Annotated in this window: 15 protein-coding genes and 1 tRNA gene; 2 read left to right on the top strand and 14 right to left on the bottom strand. The window is 58.3% G+C overall.

Features of this window, described 5'->3' with window-relative positions:
• The 7 genes from speA to GOX66_RS16150 form a co-directional block, all read right to left on the bottom strand.
• Complete coding sequence (gene speA, locus GOX66_RS16175) at positions 1-1890, bottom strand: biosynthetic arginine decarboxylase (RefSeq protein WP_170763777.1); 1890 nt, start codon at positions 1888-1890, stop codon at positions 1-3.
• Between the two features lie 100 nt (positions 1891-1990).
• Positions 1991-3076, bottom strand: a complete 1086-nt coding sequence (locus GOX66_RS16170) for a DUF1513 domain-containing protein (protein ID WP_170763776.1) — start codon at positions 3074-3076, stop codon at positions 1991-1993.
• Between the two features lie 3 nt (positions 3077-3079).
• The gene (locus tag GOX66_RS16165; RefSeq protein ID WP_170763775.1) at positions 3080-4090 is read right to left on the bottom strand and encodes an imelysin family protein; all 1011 of its coding nucleotides are present in this window, start codon (positions 4088-4090) and stop codon (positions 3080-3082) included.
• A gap of 3 nt (positions 4091-4093) precedes the next feature.
• On the bottom strand, positions 4094-5638 hold the full coding sequence (locus tag GOX66_RS16160; RefSeq protein ID WP_170763774.1) for a di-heme oxidoreductase family protein: 1545 nt from the start codon (positions 5636-5638) through the stop codon (positions 4094-4096).
• Complete coding sequence (gene bfr, locus GOX66_RS16155; protein WP_170763773.1) at positions 5598-6083, bottom strand: bacterioferritin; 486 nt, start codon at positions 6081-6083, stop codon at positions 5598-5600. Before bfr ends, GOX66_RS16160 begins: the two co-directional genes overlap by 41 nt.
• The gene (locus GOX66_RS25850) at positions 6031-6324 is read right to left on the bottom strand and encodes a (2Fe-2S)-binding protein (protein ID WP_237212637.1); all 294 of its coding nucleotides are present in this window, start codon (positions 6322-6324) and stop codon (positions 6031-6033) included. Before GOX66_RS25850 ends, bfr begins: the two co-directional genes overlap by 53 nt.
• Before the next feature lie 142 nt (positions 6325-6466).
• The gene (locus tag GOX66_RS16150) at positions 6467-7738 is read right to left on the bottom strand and encodes an imelysin family protein (protein WP_170763772.1); all 1272 of its coding nucleotides are present in this window, start codon (positions 7736-7738) and stop codon (positions 6467-6469) included.
• A gap of 248 nt (positions 7739-7986) precedes the next feature.
• Here GOX66_RS16150 and GOX66_RS16145 point away from each other — a divergent pair, with 248 nt between their 5' ends.
• The gene (locus tag GOX66_RS16145) at positions 7987-8514 is read left to right on the top strand and encodes a ZrgA family zinc uptake protein (protein ID WP_170763771.1); all 528 of its coding nucleotides are present in this window, start codon (positions 7987-7989) and stop codon (positions 8512-8514) included.
• A gap of 75 nt (positions 8515-8589) precedes the next feature.
• Here GOX66_RS16145 and GOX66_RS16140 read toward each other — a convergent pair.
• From GOX66_RS16140 to GOX66_RS16110, 7 genes are all read right to left on the bottom strand, one after another.
• Positions 8590-8666 (bottom strand) — tRNA-Met (locus GOX66_RS16140).
• A gap of 83 nt (positions 8667-8749) precedes the next feature.
• Complete coding sequence (locus tag GOX66_RS16135; protein ID WP_170763770.1) at positions 8750-9724, bottom strand: alpha/beta fold hydrolase; 975 nt, start codon at positions 9722-9724, stop codon at positions 8750-8752.
• A 1-nt stretch (position 9725) separates the two neighbouring features.
• Positions 9726-11198 carry a flavin-containing monooxygenase gene (locus tag GOX66_RS16130; RefSeq protein WP_170763769.1) on the bottom strand — a complete coding sequence of 491 codons (1473 nt, stop codon included), beginning with the start codon at positions 11196-11198 and terminating at the stop codon, positions 9726-9728.
• Positions 11199-11301: 103 nt separating this feature from the next.
• Positions 11302-13722 carry a GcvT family protein gene (locus GOX66_RS16125; RefSeq protein ID WP_170763768.1) on the bottom strand — a complete coding sequence of 807 codons (2421 nt, stop codon included), beginning with the start codon at positions 13720-13722 and terminating at the stop codon, positions 11302-11304.
• Between the two features lie 110 nt (positions 13723-13832).
• Positions 13833-14072, bottom strand: a complete 240-nt coding sequence (locus GOX66_RS16120) for a hypothetical protein (protein ID WP_170763767.1) — start codon at positions 14070-14072, stop codon at positions 13833-13835.
• Between the two features lie 58 nt (positions 14073-14130).
• On the bottom strand, positions 14131-15285 hold the full coding sequence (locus tag GOX66_RS16115) for an aromatic ring-hydroxylating oxygenase subunit alpha (RefSeq protein WP_170763766.1): 1155 nt from the start codon (positions 15283-15285) through the stop codon (positions 14131-14133).
• Between the two features lie 99 nt (positions 15286-15384).
• The gene (locus tag GOX66_RS16110) at positions 15385-16290 is read right to left on the bottom strand and encodes a LysR substrate-binding domain-containing protein (protein ID WP_170763765.1); all 906 of its coding nucleotides are present in this window, start codon (positions 16288-16290) and stop codon (positions 15385-15387) included.
• 558 nt (positions 16291-16848) lie between these two features.
• Between GOX66_RS16110 and GOX66_RS16105 the strand changes: the two genes are divergently transcribed.
• Positions 16849-17599: BCCT family transporter (locus tag GOX66_RS16105; protein ID WP_170763764.1), on the top strand; the 751-nt coding region annotated here is incomplete at its 3' end.

The following is a 17599-nucleotide window of genomic DNA, read 5'->3' as shown; positions in this document are numbered from 1 at the left end:
TTATTCGTAATAGGTGTAGCCGTTGATCGAGTCGCGATAGGCGCTCATCAGGGTTTTGCGGTCCTTGGCCATCAGAGTACCGGTCGAGATTGCCTCGTCCACCATTTTGCGGAACGCGGCGACGCAGTCGGTCGGGTCGAACTCTACATAGGACAGGACCTGGCTGATCGTGTCGCCCTCCTGTTCGTGCAGCAGGTCAAAGCCGCCGTCGGGGCGCAGGTCTATGGTGACGACGTTGGTGTCGCCGAACAGGTTGTGCAGATCACCCAGCGTTTCCTGATAGGCGCCGACAAAGAAGACGCCCATGAAGTACTCGCCATTTTCGGGCAGGGAATGCACCGGCAGGCTGGGTGAAACGCCGTCGGCCAGAATAAACCGGTCGATCTTGCCGTCGCTGTCGCAGGTGATGTCTGACAGGACCGCGCGGCGGTCAGGCGTTTTGTTCAGGCCCTGCAGCGGAACAATCGGGTGCAGCTGGTCGATGGCCCAGACATCGGGTAGTGATTGGAACAGCGAGAAGTTGCAGTGGTAGATGTCGGCCACTTTCTCCAGCTGATCATCGACGTCCGTCTCCAGGTCGTCGGATGCCGCCAGCGCCTTGAGGCGGGCCATTAGGGACAGATATATCCGCTCGGACCGGGCCATCTGGCGCAGATCGACATAGCCGCGGCGGAACAATGCGCGCAGTTCGTTGCGATAAAAGGTGGCGTCGTTCCAGCATTCCTGCAGCCGGTCGCTGCTGAGGTAACCATGGACAGCGGCGAGGTCCGAAACCAGATGGTGGTCATCCGGTTCCACCTTTGGGCCATTGGGTGCATCGTAAAGCGTGCTTTCCAGCACATTGAACACCAGCATGGACGAGGTCGCCACGACTGCCCGGCCGCTTTCAGTGACCAGCGTTGGGTGGGCAACCTTAGCCTCATCCATCGCATAGGCCACGGTCTCGACCACGTTGGCGCAATATTCCTCGACCGTGTAGTTGATCGAGTTCTCGGCGGCCTTCTTTTCACCCGTGTAATCCACGCCCATGCCGCCGCCAAGGTCCAGATGGGTCAGCGGCACGCCTTCGCGTGTCAGTTCGGTGTAGTAGCGGCAGGCTTCGCCCACGGCGCGGCGCACGTCGTTGACGTCCTGAACCTGAGAGCCCAGATGCGAATGCTGCAGCTTCAGGCAATGCAAAAGCCCGGCCTCTTTCAGCTTGTCGATCGTGGTCACCAGCTGATCGGTGTTCATACCAAAGGCCGAGCGGTCGCCCGAGCTTTCCTCCCACTTACCGCTGATCTGGTTGGTCAGTTTCACCCGCACACCGATCAGGGGTTCGATACCGAGCTCTTTATAGACCTGGATGACCGTGTCGGCCTCTTTCGGGCTTTCGAGAACGATGACCGTGTTGAAACCGATCTTGCGGCTGAGGATGGCGAGTTGGATGAATTCAGCATCCTTGACGCCGTTGCAAACAATCAGCGCTTCGCTGGCCAGACGGTGCGCCAGAGCGATCACCAGCTCGGGTTTCGATCCGGCCTCAAGCCCGTAGCTGTATTTCTGGCCGAACTCGACGATCCGGTCGATCACCTGAGCCTGCTGATTCACCTTGATCGGGAAGACGCCACGATAGCTGCCGTTATAGCCGGTGCGGGCTATGGCGTCGCGGAAGCTTTCGTTGATATGAGCGATTTCGTTTTCCAGATATGAGCTGATGCGCAACAGCATCGGTGCCTTGATGCCGCGTTCGTCCAGATCGTGTAGAATGCCGGGCAGACTGATCGCATCTGCTTCGGGGACCAGGGGATTGCGCAGACCAATCTCACCGTGCTCCGTCACCTCGATGAGGCCTTTGCCCCATTTCTCAACCCCGTAGATGGAATGCGGTGCGTCGGGTGTCTGTTTCAATCAGGTCAATCCTTGCAGTAGCGGTGCTAGTTTAGCGCCCGCCAATAAGGCAGCAGTTCGATTCTTCCAAGTGTAATCTATGTGACGGGATTTCCCGAATTTACACAGTCGTGCGAATGGGTATCAGGTGATTGTCCCACTGACAGTCAGGCCGCGCAGCGACCCGGGCCTGTTTACCCGATAATTGCCCAACGATTCCGGTGCCGGTGGTAAAGACAAAGCCATCTGGTCCGGAACCAAGGCCGCAGACGTCCTCTAAGTGGTACGCATGCGCGAGTGTTTCATTCGCGATCGAATACTGATGCAGTGCATTGCCGCGCGGGCAGGTAATTGCGATGGTTTCTCCGTCACCGGCAAAAGCGATACTGCCGGCATAACCTTGCAGACTGCTCTGATCGGTTTCAGCGGCAGAGAGCAGACGGGGTGTCTCACCCCGTCGGTGCAAGCCCAGCAGCGGCGGGTGCTGCGTCTTGTCCCCTTGCCACTGCATCGCGAAACCCACCAGCCCGTCCTGCCGCATAGCCAGATGGCGGATCGAGTTTTTTTGCAGCGCGCGGGGCAACTCCACCTGTTCTAAAACCGAACCCGACAGGTCCACATAGCTGAGGCGCGGCTGCATTACGGGCAGGTTCAGCTTGGTGCGACCGGTTTCTGGGTGGGTTTCTATCCCGCCATTGGCAATGACCAGAGTCTGGCCGTCAGGCATTAGGCGCATGTCGTGTGGGCCTATGCCACCTGATGAAAATTCTCCTAACCGCGTGTGGTCATCGGCGTCCCAGATGCCGATCACACCCTCTCCGGCTTCGTAATCGTTCTCGGTGGTGAACAGCCGGGTTCCATCGAGTGAAAAAATGCCGTGACCATAGAAATGGCGGCCTACTGGGGCTTCAAGCCGCGCGATCTCGGTGCCCGTTGTGCAGTCAATGACGATGGCAAAGGTTCCGGGGCGGCGGGCAAAGGCGACCGCCTGAGCACGTTTGGGATGGGCCGCCGCTGCGTGGCCGCGTGCAGGCAGGGGCAGAGAGAAGACGATGTCTCCACCCGTTTCCAACCCGGCCAGCCGATAGGTGCCATCCGGGAAAAGTGCGGCCGCCAGGTAATCCGGCGCTCCAACGGACGCCCAGCCTTGAACCGGCGTAAGGCTGGCTGCGGCCAGACCGGCCAGAAAATGGCGACGACTGGTCATGGCTTAATCTCCGTCCAGTGAGTTGAACCCGGCACTGATGCCCAGTGTCGGGCCGAGTTCGGCCGAGGCAATTGCACGGATATCGCTGATTGATTGCTGCAATGCTTCGACCCGGAGCCGCCCTTGTGGCGTTGCCACATCGGCAAAAGACGGATCATCCAGGGACTGCGCCCGAGTGATCGCCTTGGCAAACGCGTCATCCAGATCAGCCGCAATTCCGGGGTGGTCCGCCGAAAGACGAATGGCCAGTTCACGCAGCGCGGCCAGAGACAATTCAACATGGCGCAATGACCGTTCAGACCGCCGCGCCTCGGCACGGCTAGGCCGGGGGCGATGAAAAATGCCCATGGGGCGACCCAGCCGGGTGTCGGATGTGAATTCCAGACCTGTGATCAAGGCCTTGTACAGCTCCTGCATGGCTTCGTCGTCCGACCGGTACGGGCTATCCCCCCCGGGTTGCGTCAGTGCCGTCGCATAGCTTGCCCAGTCTGTGTTGATAGCACTGGCATTGCCATCGATATCCGCCGCGATCGCTTGCACCAGGGCGCACCGATAGGCTTCGCTGCCTTGTTCCGAGAACCGTGGATCGTAAAGCATCTGCTCCAACGCGAAGAACCCGCGACCGGCGATGGATGTTTCGGCAAACGCTTCGGGGGAGCGAACGGCCGTGTCCTCGGTCGCGATCAGCCCGGTCAGCGCCTTGGGCGTGAATCCCTTCGTGTCCGGCCAGAATGCCAGCGCAAAGGCGCGGTCTTGCACTTCGGTCGGGCCAAAACGCAGATGGCTGACCGAGATCCAGTCATCAAAGGCTTTATGAAAGGCCGCACGCAGTTGCGGTGAGCCGGGCGCACAATCCGTCTGTGCGGCCTGCGTCAACGTCGCAGTCGCGTCGGACAGAGCTGCAAACCCCGGCAGGATATGAGCCTCGACAGTGTCACTCAGGATCGGTCCGTGGTCCTGAGCCTGCGCACAAAAGGGCAGCGTCAAAGCAACGGCAACAGCAAAAACGCGCATGGGTCAGAGACTCTCCAGAAAGCGGACAAGGGCATCTCGGTCGGCTTTGGGCATCGAGACAACTGTATCTCGGGCCGCTTGGGCCTCGCCTCCGTGCCACAAAATCGCTTCGAGCAGGGACCGTGCGCGGCCGTCATGCAGAAACTGCGTGTGGCCTGAAACCTGTTCGGTCATCCCGATGCCCCACAGCGGCGGGGTGCGCCATTCGCGGCCGGTTGCGCGCGCCTCGGGTCGGTTATCGGCCAGACTGTCGCCCATGTCATGCAGCAGCAGGTCGGAATAGGGCCAGATCAGTTGAAAGCTATGCTCGGGCCGATCTTCCATGCGGTGAGTGACAAACGCTGGCGTATGGCATGACGCGCAACCGGTGTCGTGGAACACTTGCTTGCCGCGCAGCACCTGTGGGGTGTCCACGCCCCGTCGAGCCGGTACGCCCAAGTTACGGCTGTAGAAGGCCACCAGATCCATGCCGACCTGATCGATCTCAAATTCACGCGCATCCCCATCCCCGTGCGGGGCGTTCACACAATCCACCTGAGTTACGGTGCAATCGCCGTGGGCTGCTGTGTAAAGCGGGCTGGAAATGCCGATGTCACCGGCAAATGCCGCCGCCGATTGCTCGATGATCGTGGGCATCCCGGCCTTGTGACCGAACCGGCCCATCATCGGTGTGCCATACTCATGCGACCAGACGATGTTCGGGCGTCCGGAAATGCCATTTCCATCCATGTCGTCCGGGTCGGCATTGGCCAGCAGATCCTCGACCGGGATCGCTTCGAGCAAACCCAGACCAATCATCTGAGGTGCCACACGCGGGCTGAGCATGGCCTCCGCGTGCAGCGGGCCGTATCCCAGATCGACCGCATCATAAGTCGGTTGGCGAAGTGTGACAGACTTTCCGTCCGACAGGGCGACGGGAATCTCTTCATAGGTAATATCCAGCCGGTATTCGGCCGGATGACCTGGCAGCGCCAGATCCTGCATCTGACCGCCGTAATTCGGTTCGGGCAGGGTGGCGATATAGTCCTTGATCTCGGCATACCCGTCTTCTGGACCGCCGGGGATCGAGACCCGAAGGAACATGGAGGTCGCGTTGTCGTCAGGGCCATTGGGCGTGTGCCCGCGCCCGTCCTTGATGTGACAGCGCTGGCATGAGCGAGCGTTGTAGAGAGGACCCAACCCATCAGAGGCCAGCGTCGAAGATGGAGACGACACCCAGATTTTCTTGAAAAGCCCGTTGCCGACCTTGAAGTCCAGTTCCTGTTCGAAGCTCAGATTACCCGAGGGTTGTGAAAACGCATCCGCGTCTGTTCTTGCGCGTACGGTTGCTGCACCGGCTGGCAGGTCTTCAAACCGTTGCGGCACACTGAAATCATCAGGTGCGGCAGTGACCGTGGCGATACGGGCCTGTTCGTCTTCGGTTCTGGGAAGGTAATTCAGGTGCAGATCCCGCAGCTCGGCTGACAGGGATTGGGTGGCTGCCAGGGCAGCCACCGGCAGAACGAGTTTACTCGCCGTCGTCCATTTTCGATGCGTTGAGTTGCGCATAATTGGCTTCGCCAATCCTTTCGTACAGATCAAGCTGCGTTTCCAGGAAGTCGATATGACTTTCCTCATCGCTGATCAATTCTTCGAACAGGGACATCGACGCATAGTCCGCCGCTTTCCTGCAATAGTCCCGCGCTTCCACATACAATGTGCGCGCGTCGTTTTCCGCGGCCAGGTCACATTCCAGCGTTTCCTTGGGGTTCTGGCCGATCCTCAGCGGGTCAAGTTTCTGTAAGTTGGGGTGTCCTTCCAAAAAGATGATACGCTCGATCAACTTGTCTGCGTGGCCCATCTCTTCGATGGATTCTTCGCGGCTTTTCTTAGCCATATGGCCAAGACCCCAATCTTCCTGCAGGCGATAGTGCAACCAGTACTGGCTGACCGCCGTCAACTCATGCCGCAGGGATTTGTTGAGGTACTCTATGACTTTGGGATCGCCCTTCATCTTCACTCTCCTGTGATACTCGGGTGCGTAGCGCACGAAGCTGCATGGGAACTTCCAGCTTATCGCTGGAGCGCATCGAGTCTAGGAAAAGCGGCATGCATCCGCCACAATCCGCTGATTTTCCAAGCGCATGGTAAATCTTGCCGGGTGTGATAACCGCATAAGGGTCCGACGTTCGCATCCAGCCAATCATGGCGTGGATGTCGTGGTCAGAGATTTTTGCGCAGTGGCATACGATCATGGCTGACGGGGCTCAGAGCTTAATGTCATACTATATTAGTAGGTTATTTTGCGAAGGTCCAGCGAGAACCTGTTCCTGGCTTCTGACAATGGTGGGAAGCGGCACAAAACTGCCGCTCCCCAATGGGTCGAAACCCTCTGTTTTACTGGAATACAGCGTCGGGGTCATCCAGGCTGTCCGAACCCTCAAAGTCGATCTGATCCAGTTCGAGCACGGTCACGATACGCTCGATGGTTTTGGTCTGGTCGACCAGGCCGTTCACTCCACCCATGATCAACAGCTCGCCGCCTTCATTGCCGCGCTCCAGCATCTGGTCATAGGCAAAGCCGGCTTCGGCAGTGGACTTCAGACGACCCAGAGCCTGCATTGTGTTGGCCAGTTTGACTTTCATCTCGGCGTCAAGCGACGGGTCGGTGGCGGTCACCAGATCAGACAGCGACGCGCCGCTGACCGGGGTGCCGTCGATGCGTGTGTAGCTGCCCAGATACACGTTCTGGACCCCCAGACCATCGTAATAGTGGCTGTTATGGGTGTTGTCCGAGAAGCAATCATGCTCTTCTTCGGGGTCATTCAGCATCAGGCCAAGGCGCATGCGCTCGCCCGCCTGCTCGCCATAGGAGAGAGAGCCCATGCCGGTCAGAATTGCGCTGACACCTGCCGTTTCATCCGCGGTCAATACGGCACGCGCCTCGCCGCCTTGTTTCCACTGGTTCGCCATCCATTCCAGATCGCTGACGAGCAACTCTGTCGCGGCGCTCAGATATTGTGCGCGGCGATCACAGTTGCTGTTGGTGCAGTCATCGCCTTGGGCGTAATCAGTCCAGGGGCGGTTGCCCGCGCCTGCGCCGTGGCCGTTCATGTCCTGACCCCAAAGCAAAAACTCGATGGCGTGATAGCCGGTGGCAACGTTTGCCTCGATCCCGTCCGCCTCATGCAATGTCTCGCCCAGAAGTTCCGGGGTTATTTCGCTGGCGTCAATTGTCTCGCCCGATAGCTCAAAGCTGGAGTTGGCGATCACGTTCAGCGCTGCAAACTCGTTTTCGTCGGTCGGGCCGCCGTAAGCGGCATCGACATAGTCGATCAGGCCTTCATCCAGCGGCCATGCGTTTACTTTGCCCTCCCAGTCGTCAACGATGGCGTTGCCAAAGCGATAGACCTCGGTTTGCTGATAAGGCACACGCGCGGCAACCCATGCGGCGCGGGCTGCGTTCAGAGTTGCATCCGACGGCTCGGCGATCAGGGCGTTCACGGCGGCCTGCAGCGACTTTGCGGCGATCAGACTATCATCGAATTTGGCTTCGGCGATGTTCGCGTAAGTGTTCAGAACATCGGTCTTCGACGGCGCATCAGCTGCAACGGCTGCGGAAGCGAAGCCCAGGGTCAAAGCGCTGGTGGCGGCAAAAAATCTGGTCATAGAGGTGAGGTCTTTCCTGTCAGAAACAATTTTACTGGCGTCGCCTCGGCAACGCTTACCGTGCGATAACTGAGTGAATTAGTCAGTTATGTCAACCTGAGTTTTATTGTCGGAATTAATTGACGCGCACGTTTGTCGAACTAATGTCCCCAGAAATAGCGAGGTTCTGGAACTGCGGCCCCGATTGCGCGCTGTTTTAAACACATTAGAATGAGCTTTGTGATTCCTGTTTAGGTGGTGCAAGGTCTATGAAAAGTGCAGCCCTCGCCCTGTTATTGATACCCGCCGGTGTTCTGGCGCAGGCAGGACACTTGGATGAACATGGCGCGGGTCAGTTGGATGTCGTTTACTCGGACACAAGTTTAACGTTGTCCCTCGTTGCGCCCGGTAGCGATATCGTAGGATTGGATGGGCCTGCCGAGACAGACGATGAACGCGCTCTGGTCGCCATTGCGATTTCCGACCTCTCCAACCCCCTTGAATTGTTTGCCCTGACCGATGAGGCGGGCTGTTTCACGACATCGTCCAACGTCACTTTTTCGGGTAGGGGGTTGAGGACGGAAAGCAGCAATGAGTCAGCGGCAGATCGGGAAAATCATGCCGAATTTCAGGCCGATTATCAGGTTCAATGCCAGGATATAGACGCTATAGAAAGCATTCAGTTCATCTATTTCGACCGTTTCCCTAAAGCTGAGAAGCTGATCGTCCATGTTGACGGGTTTGGCCATACACGCTCACAGGATATCACACGCGCCGCACCCAAATTGACATTCTAACGAAACGTCAGATCCGCGGAAATCTAAAGTGGGCGCCGGTGCAGTCGAATGCAGGTACTGGATTGTGTCGTTGAATGGTAGCGGAGGAGGGACTTGAACCCCCGACACGCGGATTATGATTCCGCTGCTCTAACCAACTGAGCTACTCCGCCATGAGTGAGAGGCGATTTAAGGGAGGGGCTTGGGAGGGTCAAGAGGGAAAACACGGTCAATGCGGGATTCTTTTCGCGCTCGGTTATCCTGTTTCGTTTACGGCTTTCGACTTTGAGCTCTCACCACCCGCAATCCGGCGGATGAATTCGGCACAGGTGTCCGGCGCCGTGATTAGAAGCATGTGGCCCAGCCCCTTGACCTCTTCATGTTGCAAGCCGAACAGAGTCATGGGATCGCCCTGAGCAGCAGGAGACAGGATCGCATCCTGCGCACCAAACAGGATACCGCCGGGGACGCTCAGGTCGCCATAGCGGGCCATTTGCGCCTCAATACTGGCATCAACACCCACAACGTCTTGCGAGCCGGTGACGAAGGCCGAGGGGCGCAACCCCAAGGCGCCACCTGCGCGGTCAAGAAAATCTGGGGGTGCGGGCTCGGGATCGAAAACGGCACCAAGGGTATGAGGCGCGGTTTTGGCGGCCAGTGGCACAGCGATTGTTTTGCCGATCAGGTTCCGCAGCCATTCCGTGCGGATTTCCAGGGGTCTGAAAACCTGCGGCGTGCCGGACAGTTTGTGCGTCAATGGCGCCAGCAGCGCCAGAGTCTTGGTTTTTTCCGGATAGTCCAGCGCCATAGCCAACGCCACGGCTCCGCCCAGAGAATGACCGACCAGAATGGCGTCAGTGATGTCTTTGGTGTCCAGAAACTCCTGTATCATGCGGGCCTGTTCGGGCAGCCTGCCCAGATCTGCGGTGTCCCGGGTCGAATACCCGCAGCCGGGACGGTCTACAGCTATCACGTGATAATCGTCGGCCAACATATCCACGAGCGCATAAGTGAAATGCTGCAACTGTCCCGTAAGCCCGTGGATCATAATGATTGTCTGATTGGAGGGATCACCCTTTTCCACATAGTGAATACTGCCGCCGCGCACAGGGATAACGTCGCCCAGTTGCGGAACCCGTTCCTGCCCCTCACGGGTCAGTTTCCGGGTCCACAGGTTCATGCCGATGAGAAACGCGGCGAATAGAAATAGAACTACCAGAAATGTGGTCATCTCAGCGGTCTCCGCTTTGTGGTGGAGCAGGGTGGTATTGCTCCAACCCGGATTGTGCCATGCGTCTTTCATACTCTGATACCGTGCCCGGCCAAAGCGTTGTGTTGCGTCCTTCTGCGTCCTGATACCAGGATGTGCATCCGCCTGCCTGCCAGACGCTGTCGCTATGGCGGTGACGCATTTCCTGGGTGAAGGCTGCCTGCTTTGCAGCGTCGGGCGCAATGGCGGTCAGCTTTTCGCGTTTCATCTGGCCCAGCACGCGACCGATATGGCGCACCTGTGCCTCAATCATCAACACCACTGAATTGTGGCCCAGCCCGGTATGAGGACCCAGCAGGATGAAGAAGTTAGGAAACCCGGCGATTGCAGTACCCAGATTGGCCTGCATCCCGTCGGCCCATGCTTCGCGCAGGGTCAGGCCATCAGCGCCTGTGATATCCAGCCGCTCGACCACGTCGGTGACGTGAAATCCTGTTCCCCAGATCAGAACGTCGGCCTGCATCTCGTCGCCATCTGCCGCAACGATCCGGTCATCGTCGACCGAGACCACGCCATGCGGGATCACGGTCACATTGTCCCGCGCCAGTGTCGGGTACCAGTCATTCGAGCTGAGGATGCGCTTGCAGCCGATCCTGTAGTCGGGGGTCAGGGTTAGGCGCTGGGCCGGGTCACTGATCGCATTCTCGAGTGATTTGCGCCACATCTTCATGGCAAAACTCACCATCCGCTCTTCGCCTCTGAATACGCGGTGCCGGTACTCGAAGATTACGTATAACAGCTTGCGCCGCAGTCTTGGCAACAAGGGGATACGCCGATAGAGGCTGCGCACCCAAGTGGCAATAGGACCGTCCGGTCGAGGCAGAACATAGGGTGGCGAGCGCTGATAGATGGTGATGTGCGCGGCTGTGTCGACGATCTCGGGCACGAACTGTACCGCTGAGGCGCCTGTTCCCACTACCGCGACACGCTTGTCGGCAAGGTCCACATCATGATCCCATTCGGCGGAATGGAAGCAGGGGCCGGTGAAACTTGCTGCGCCCGGAATTTCCGGGATGCTGGGCACGTGCAGAGCGCCGATTGCTGAGACCAAAAACCGTGCCGACCACCGCTGACCGTCTTCAGTTTCCACGTGCCATCGGTCGCCATCCCACCGGGCGGACTTCAGCCGTTGATGGAAATGGCACAGGTCATACAGTCCCTCATCGCGGCAGACCTTCTGCAAGTAGGTCTGAATCTCAGACCCGCCCGCATAGGCGCGGCTCCAATCCGGATTCAGGTGGGTGGCCATCGAATAAAGATGAGATGGGATATCGCAGGCCACACCGGGATAGGTGTTTTCACGCCATGTCCCGCCGATGTCACCTGCTTTTTCGAGTATGGCGATGTCGCTGATGCCGCGATTGCGCGCCTCGATCGCCATGGTCAACCCCGAGAAACCGGCGCCGACGATCAGCATGTCCGTGCGATGTTCCATGCGCTCGCCCCTCCCAAAGCGACCGTTATGGTCGATTTGGACTATAAACCGAGCGAAACGTGTGAACAGCCTCTCGTAGGGTCAGGGGCTGTTCACCATACGATCAGCGGCGCAGGGCTTCGCCTTTGGGATCAAAGGGCGGTTCATGCAGAATGACCGCCTTGTGGGGCCGACCCAGCACCATCACCTCGACCGCGTCCCCCGGCTGCGCATTCTTGACGTAGCCCATGGCTAGCGACATGCCGACAGTGTAGCCATAGGTGCCCGAAGTTACCCGTCCAATACCTTCACCGTTCTTGAAGATCGGCTCGCCGCCGGTCGCATCGGCGTTGGACGCGGTCACGTCGCCCTCATCCAGATGCAGTAGGACCAACCGCTCGCGTTCAGGGGTATTCAACACGGCTGCGGCGGCGTCCCTATTGAGGAAGTCCTTGTCAAACTTGCAAAGCCTTTCCAGCCCAACTTCATGTGGCCAGTATTCCGGGCTGTATTCGCGGCTCCACGAGCCATAGCCCTTTTCCACGCGCAGCGACATCAGCGCCCGGCTTCCAACCGGACCCGCGCCGAATTCCTTTCCGGCTTCGATCAGTACGTCGTAAAGGCGGGTCTGATCTTCGGTGGCGCAATGTAGCTCCCACCCGAGGTCGCCGGTGAAGGAAACGCGCAGGGCAAGCGCCTCGATCCCCGCCAATTCGAACCTGGCTGATCGCATGAAAGGGAAATCCTCGGTAGCCAGCGACGCATTAGTCAGGCGTTGCAGGATCTCGCGCGATTTTGGGCCGGCGACGTTGAAGCCACAGACTGCCTCGGTCCGGCTTTCGAATGTGGTGCCTTCAGGCAGCGGGACCTGCTTGAAGAACCGCTTGTGATAACGCTCTGCTAAACCCGAGCCGATGATCCAGAACTCATCTTCAGCGACGCGAGTGACGGTGAAGTCCCCGGCGATGCCCCCGCGTTTTGATATCAAAGGCGTCAGGCAGGACCGACCCACCGCTTTGGGCATGGTGTTCGCAAAGACGGCGTTCAGCCAATCCTCGGCCCCGAGCCCCTTGCACACGTATTTGGCAAAGTTTGAGATATCCATGATCCCCGCCCGGTCACGCAGCATCCGGCATTCTTCGCCGACTGGCCCCCACCAGTTTTGACGGGCGAAGCCGTTGGTGTCGAACGTCCCCGGCGTGTCGGCGAACCATAGCGGGTGTTCCCAGCCCGCGTTCAAACCGAACACGGCCCCCATGTCTTTCTGGGTCTCATAGATCGGACGCGTGCGCGCGGGGCGACCTGCGCTGCGTTCCTCATTGGGGAAGTGGATGGCGAACCGGTGGGCGTATTGGTCTTTTACACGCGCTTTGGTGAATTCCTTGGTGGCCCATGTGTCGTACCGCGCCATGTCCCATGCGAACATGTCGTATTGGGTTTCGCCTTCGATGATCCACTGCGCCGCCATCAGGCCCATGCCGCCGGACTGCGAGAAGCCGGGGATAATGCCGTTGCAGCAGAAATAGCCGTCCACCTCGGGCACCGGGCCCATCAGAACGTTCGAATCCGGAGACCAGATCATCGGCCCGTTGATGATCCGCTTGATCCCGGCCTCAGCCACGGCGGGCAGGCGTTCGATGGCGTTCATCATGTTCTCTTCGATCCGCTCCAGATCGTCGGGGAACAGGTCGTGGGCAAAGTCCAGCGGAGTGCCGTCCTCGGCCCAGAACTTCATGTCCTTTTCATAGGCGCCGACCAGCAGGCCCTGACCCTCCTGCCGCAGGTAATACTCGCCATCACGGTCACTGACCGAGGGCAGGCGGGCGTCATGCGCGGCCACGTCAGCCATGGCCTCGGTTACGAAATACTGGTGCTCGGTCGGTTGTAGGGGCAGTTCAATCCCTGCCAGGTTGGCCACTTCGCGGCCCCAAAGACCTGCGGCATTAACGACCCATGGGGTGCGGATATCACCTTTGGGCGCCCGCACGATCCACGTGCCGTCTTCCTGCTGCTCTGTCGCGGTGACGGGGGTAAAGCGATGTATCTCGGCCCCGCGCTGTCTCGCGCCGACCGCATAGGCATTGGTCACACCCGAAGGGTCCACATTGCCTCCGTCCGGTTCGTACATCACGCAACGGATGCCATCATAGTTGACCAGCGGGTTCAGGCGCTGCGCCTCTTCGATGCTGATCTCATAGAAGTTCATTCCATAGAGCCTGGCCTTCGCGGCCTGCAATCTCAGCTGATGTTCCCTATCTTCGGTTTGCGCCAGGTAAAGTGAACCAGGCTGGAACACGCCACAGCTTTGGCCGGTCTCGGCCTCAAGCTCTTTGTAGAGCGTCATTGTGTAGTGCTGAATCCGGCTGATATTGGTGCTGTCATGCAGCCCGTGGATGTTTGCCGCCGCATGCCAGGTTGACCCCGAAGTCAGCTCATCCCGCTCCAGCAGCACCACATCCGGCCAGCCCAGCTTAGTCAAATGATATAGGATCGAGCACCCGATCACCCCGCCGCCAATAACCACCGCCTGTGCATTCGTTTTCATGAGTCTGCCGTGTCCAAGTTGGTTCATACGCCTTGTGTCACCAAGGATGCAAAGCGGACAACGGACATAAATTTCATGCGGAGTTGAGCGGGTTTAACCTGAAGCTAAACTCAGAACTCCAACCGGTGTGCACGCCCATGGGCAACCAGTCGCAGGTTCAGTGCTTCAGCCTCTTTCGACCCGGATTCCAGCGCAAAAACAAAGGCATGGGTGAGATAGAAGCAAGCCGCGTCGATATCCTGCGCCTGTTCGCGCTCATCCGCGGCCATGGTATAATAGCGGATCAAAGCCGCATGATCATTGCGTTCATGCGCCTCCAGCAGCAGGCGATCCAATTCATCTTTGTCCATTGGTTCCCCGTCTGAAACGCAATCGGCCAGCCAGGCGATGGCTGGCCGATCTGGTGCATTATTCGGCGCGGCCGTTTTCGATTTGCGTCGCGACCCAATGGTGAAAGTTATGCGTAGGACCGTCCATCGCCGGAGAGAATCTTCCCCCGTCGAACAGCAACCCGTGCCGACCCTTCTGCATGCCTTCGACTACGAAGACGTCTTCTTCGAATACGGTCTTCCACAGCTGCGCGTTCGATGCACGCAGCCCGTCATGTTCTGGCGTGTCTTCCACGCTCTTGGCGTAATATAGCTCGATATGCTCGACGGTGTTTTCGTGATCCACAGGCTCCAGCACGATGGCAAAACTGTGGTCGCGCTGAACGCCCAGCAGAACGTTGGGGTAAAGCGCTACGTATTCAGCGCCTTCACCCCATTTGTCGCTGAGCCCATCGAAGTCTGGAAAGGTCGCGCCGTCCTGATCGGCCAATTGTCGATAGACCAACGTGCCCTGACCGGAATAATGACCACGCACCTCGATATTGTAGTGGTCTTCCAACCGGCTATAGCTGTTCAGGCCGGGATGCACCCAGGGCAGGTGGTAGCTTTCGCAATAGTTCTCAACCGCCAGCTTCCAGTTGGTCTTGACCTCAAGCTTGAACGAGGATGTTTCACCGCCATGAAAGATGGGCTGCTCGAACTCTTTCCAACGCTCCAGCAGGGCGCTGTGAACCTCTTCGAACTCGGGTGCTTTGCCGTCGACATTCACAAAGATTACGTCGCGCCAGATGTATGAGCGTACACGCACCAATCCCAGATCTTCGCGATTGACGTCCGCGTGCTTGTTTTGGCCGGGGCCGCCAACATGCGGGGTCGCGCGCAACTCGCCTTTCAGGCTGTAGCACCAGCTGTGATAGGGGCAGCGGATTGCTCCACCGATCTTGCGAGGGGTGTCGACAAGGATCATGCCGCGATGACGGCAGGTGTTCTGGAATACGCCAACTTCACCATCTTTGTCCCGGACGATTAGCAGCGGCATGCCCAAAAAGTCGACGGGCTTGGCATCGCCTTCCTCGGGAACATCCTTGCCGAACCCGATCCCTGACCAGTTGGCAAAAAGCACCGAACGCTTTTCTTCGGCAAAGATGGCCGGGTCGATATAATGCTCGTTCGGCAGGCCATTTGCGACTGCCACATCGGCCAGAACGGAAGACAGCGCGCTATGCTTGTTCATCGGGCTCTCCTGAGGTTTTGCTGGATGCGTTTTAACCCTATTGGCGGATATGGAGGATTCCTCTCAATACCAGAAAAGTTCATCAGAGATTGATTTCACCTAAACCGTGCCGTCCTGAACTTCTTGCAAAATCCACGATTTCAGGGCGCGGGCGCTGTCCGACAGCTCTTCGTCCGGGCGACCCACAAGGTAAAACTGGTTCGGCGCGGTCAGAAAATGAGGGCCGATCGCCTCCAGCTTTCCCGATTGCAACATCGGCTGAATTAGGCGCTGCCAACCCAATGCCAGCCCGGCCCCCTTGCGGGCCACTTGCAGTGCGACCGAATAGCTGTTGACGCGCGAGTCCATCGGGATTGTGCCATTATGCCCTAACTGCCGAAACCATTCAGGCCAGGTGGTCCAGGTGCGATCTTCTGGATCCAGATGGATCAGCCGCTCGGCAGCGAGCGCCTCGAGGCTGGCACCCTGCAATCGTTCCGCCACTTCGGGGCTGGCGACGGGGATCAGGTGATCCCGAAACAGTGGCGTGTGAGACAGGTTAGGATCGCTGTCCCGACCGTAGCGGATGAAGAAGTCCACATCGGGACGTTCCCGAAACGGCCGGTCCTGCGACAGCTGATCCACGTTGACATCGGGGTTCTCGCGCCAGAACCGGATCACTGCCGGGGACAGCCATAGCGCCGCCACCGCCGTCGTTGACCCGACTGTGACCTTGCCCCCCGATTTGCGATCCCGAATTGTGGCCATCACTTTTGATATGCGCCCAAAGGACGAGGACAAAGCCTCGTGCAGAGCTTTGCCATCTTCGGTCAGGTCCACGCCGCGGTGCTTGCGCTGGAACAGGGTCGATTCCAGATCACCCTCCAGCGCCTTGATCTGATGGCTGACCGCACCGGGCGTGACCGACAGCTCTTCTGCGGCGTTCTTGAAGCTCAGGTGGCGGGCGGCAGCCTCAAAAGCAGACAAAGTGGTCAAGGGTGGCAGGTTATAATGACGTCTGGACATGATGCCTTTGGGTTCGCTGTCAGGTTACGGGTTACTACAATTCACTTGAGTATTAGTATTTTTGAGGGTGAAAGCCAGAGAGTACTGGGTGAAAGGTGATTTTGACGGTCATGTTTCCGTGGGATGTCGGCATTTTTATAGAATGTGTCGGTTCTGGTCGGAGTAGCGACAGATGGGCGCTGTAGTCAAGCAGATCAAGAAACATCGCGCTCTACAAGCTTTCGTGGTCGCCTGACAACCTTGTCAGATCCGGGCCCGGGTTTGACCGTTTTTGCTGACCGACCGGAAATACCGAAGGGAAATTTGATGGGAACGCAGCACACAAAAGCAGACGGCACATTCGGTTCGAAGCGTTCATCAGTTGAATTCACCGCAACTGACTTACTGTGCAAACAAGGGCTTGCTATTGGGCCGGAAGATCCACTTACGCCACAAAAATAGGAGACGCCTTTCGGCAGCGCCATCTAACCCGGCCTGCCAATCTGACCACCACAAATCCGGGCGGCTCATGTTTCGACACGGGGCCTCCCCAATAAGGACGACAATACGGAGGAGAATATGTCGGTACCTGAACCCTTTACGGACGTTGAGATAGATACGGCCGATGCCGGTTTCTATGAGAACTACAGTATCCCGATTGCACTGATCAGTAAGGCCGTCATGGTCGCATTGGTGCTTTGGGCGCTAGTCTTCCCGGCCAATGCGAACAGCACACTTGGTAGTCTGAACAGCCAGTTGCTTGAGGTATTCAACGGCTTTTACGTGGTTATTGTTGGCGCGTTTTTCTTCTTTCTCGCCATTGTCGCCATCATCCCGTCCACCGGTCGACGGATAATGGGAACGCCGGGTGAAAAGCCCGAGTTCTCGAACTTTTCCTGGTTCTCGATGATGTTCGGTGCAGGTCTGGGTGTGGGCCTGATGGTATTCGCCACCGCCGAGCCGCTGGGCCTGTGGGGCTCGAACCCCGTGGTCGTTTCCGGTGCGGTCGAGGGAAACTCGCCAGAGGCGCTGCAATCGGCCTATCGTTTCACCTATCTGCACTACGGCTTCCATGCCTGGGCGATCTACGTTGTGACCGGCCTGTCGCTGGCTTACTACGCCTACACCCGTGATATGCCGCTGACCATCCGCTCGGCGCTGACACCGCTGTTCGGTCGTTTCGTCAACGGCTTTTTCGGCCACGTGGTCGATGTTCTGGGCGTTGTTGCAACGATCCTCGGGGTGTCCGTCACAATCGGTTTTGGTGTCAGCCAATTCATTGACGGTCTCTATGCAATTACCGGCATCGAATGGATCATGGATTTGGGCG

This window comes from Ruegeria lacuscaerulensis, from assembly GCF_013031245.1.
Taxonomy (GTDB): Bacteria; Pseudomonadota; Alphaproteobacteria; order Rhodobacterales; family Rhodobacteraceae; genus Ruegeria; species Ruegeria lacuscaerulensis_C.
Note: the sequence above shows the minus strand (reverse complement) of the source record. Positions and strands in the feature narration are given on the sequence as shown.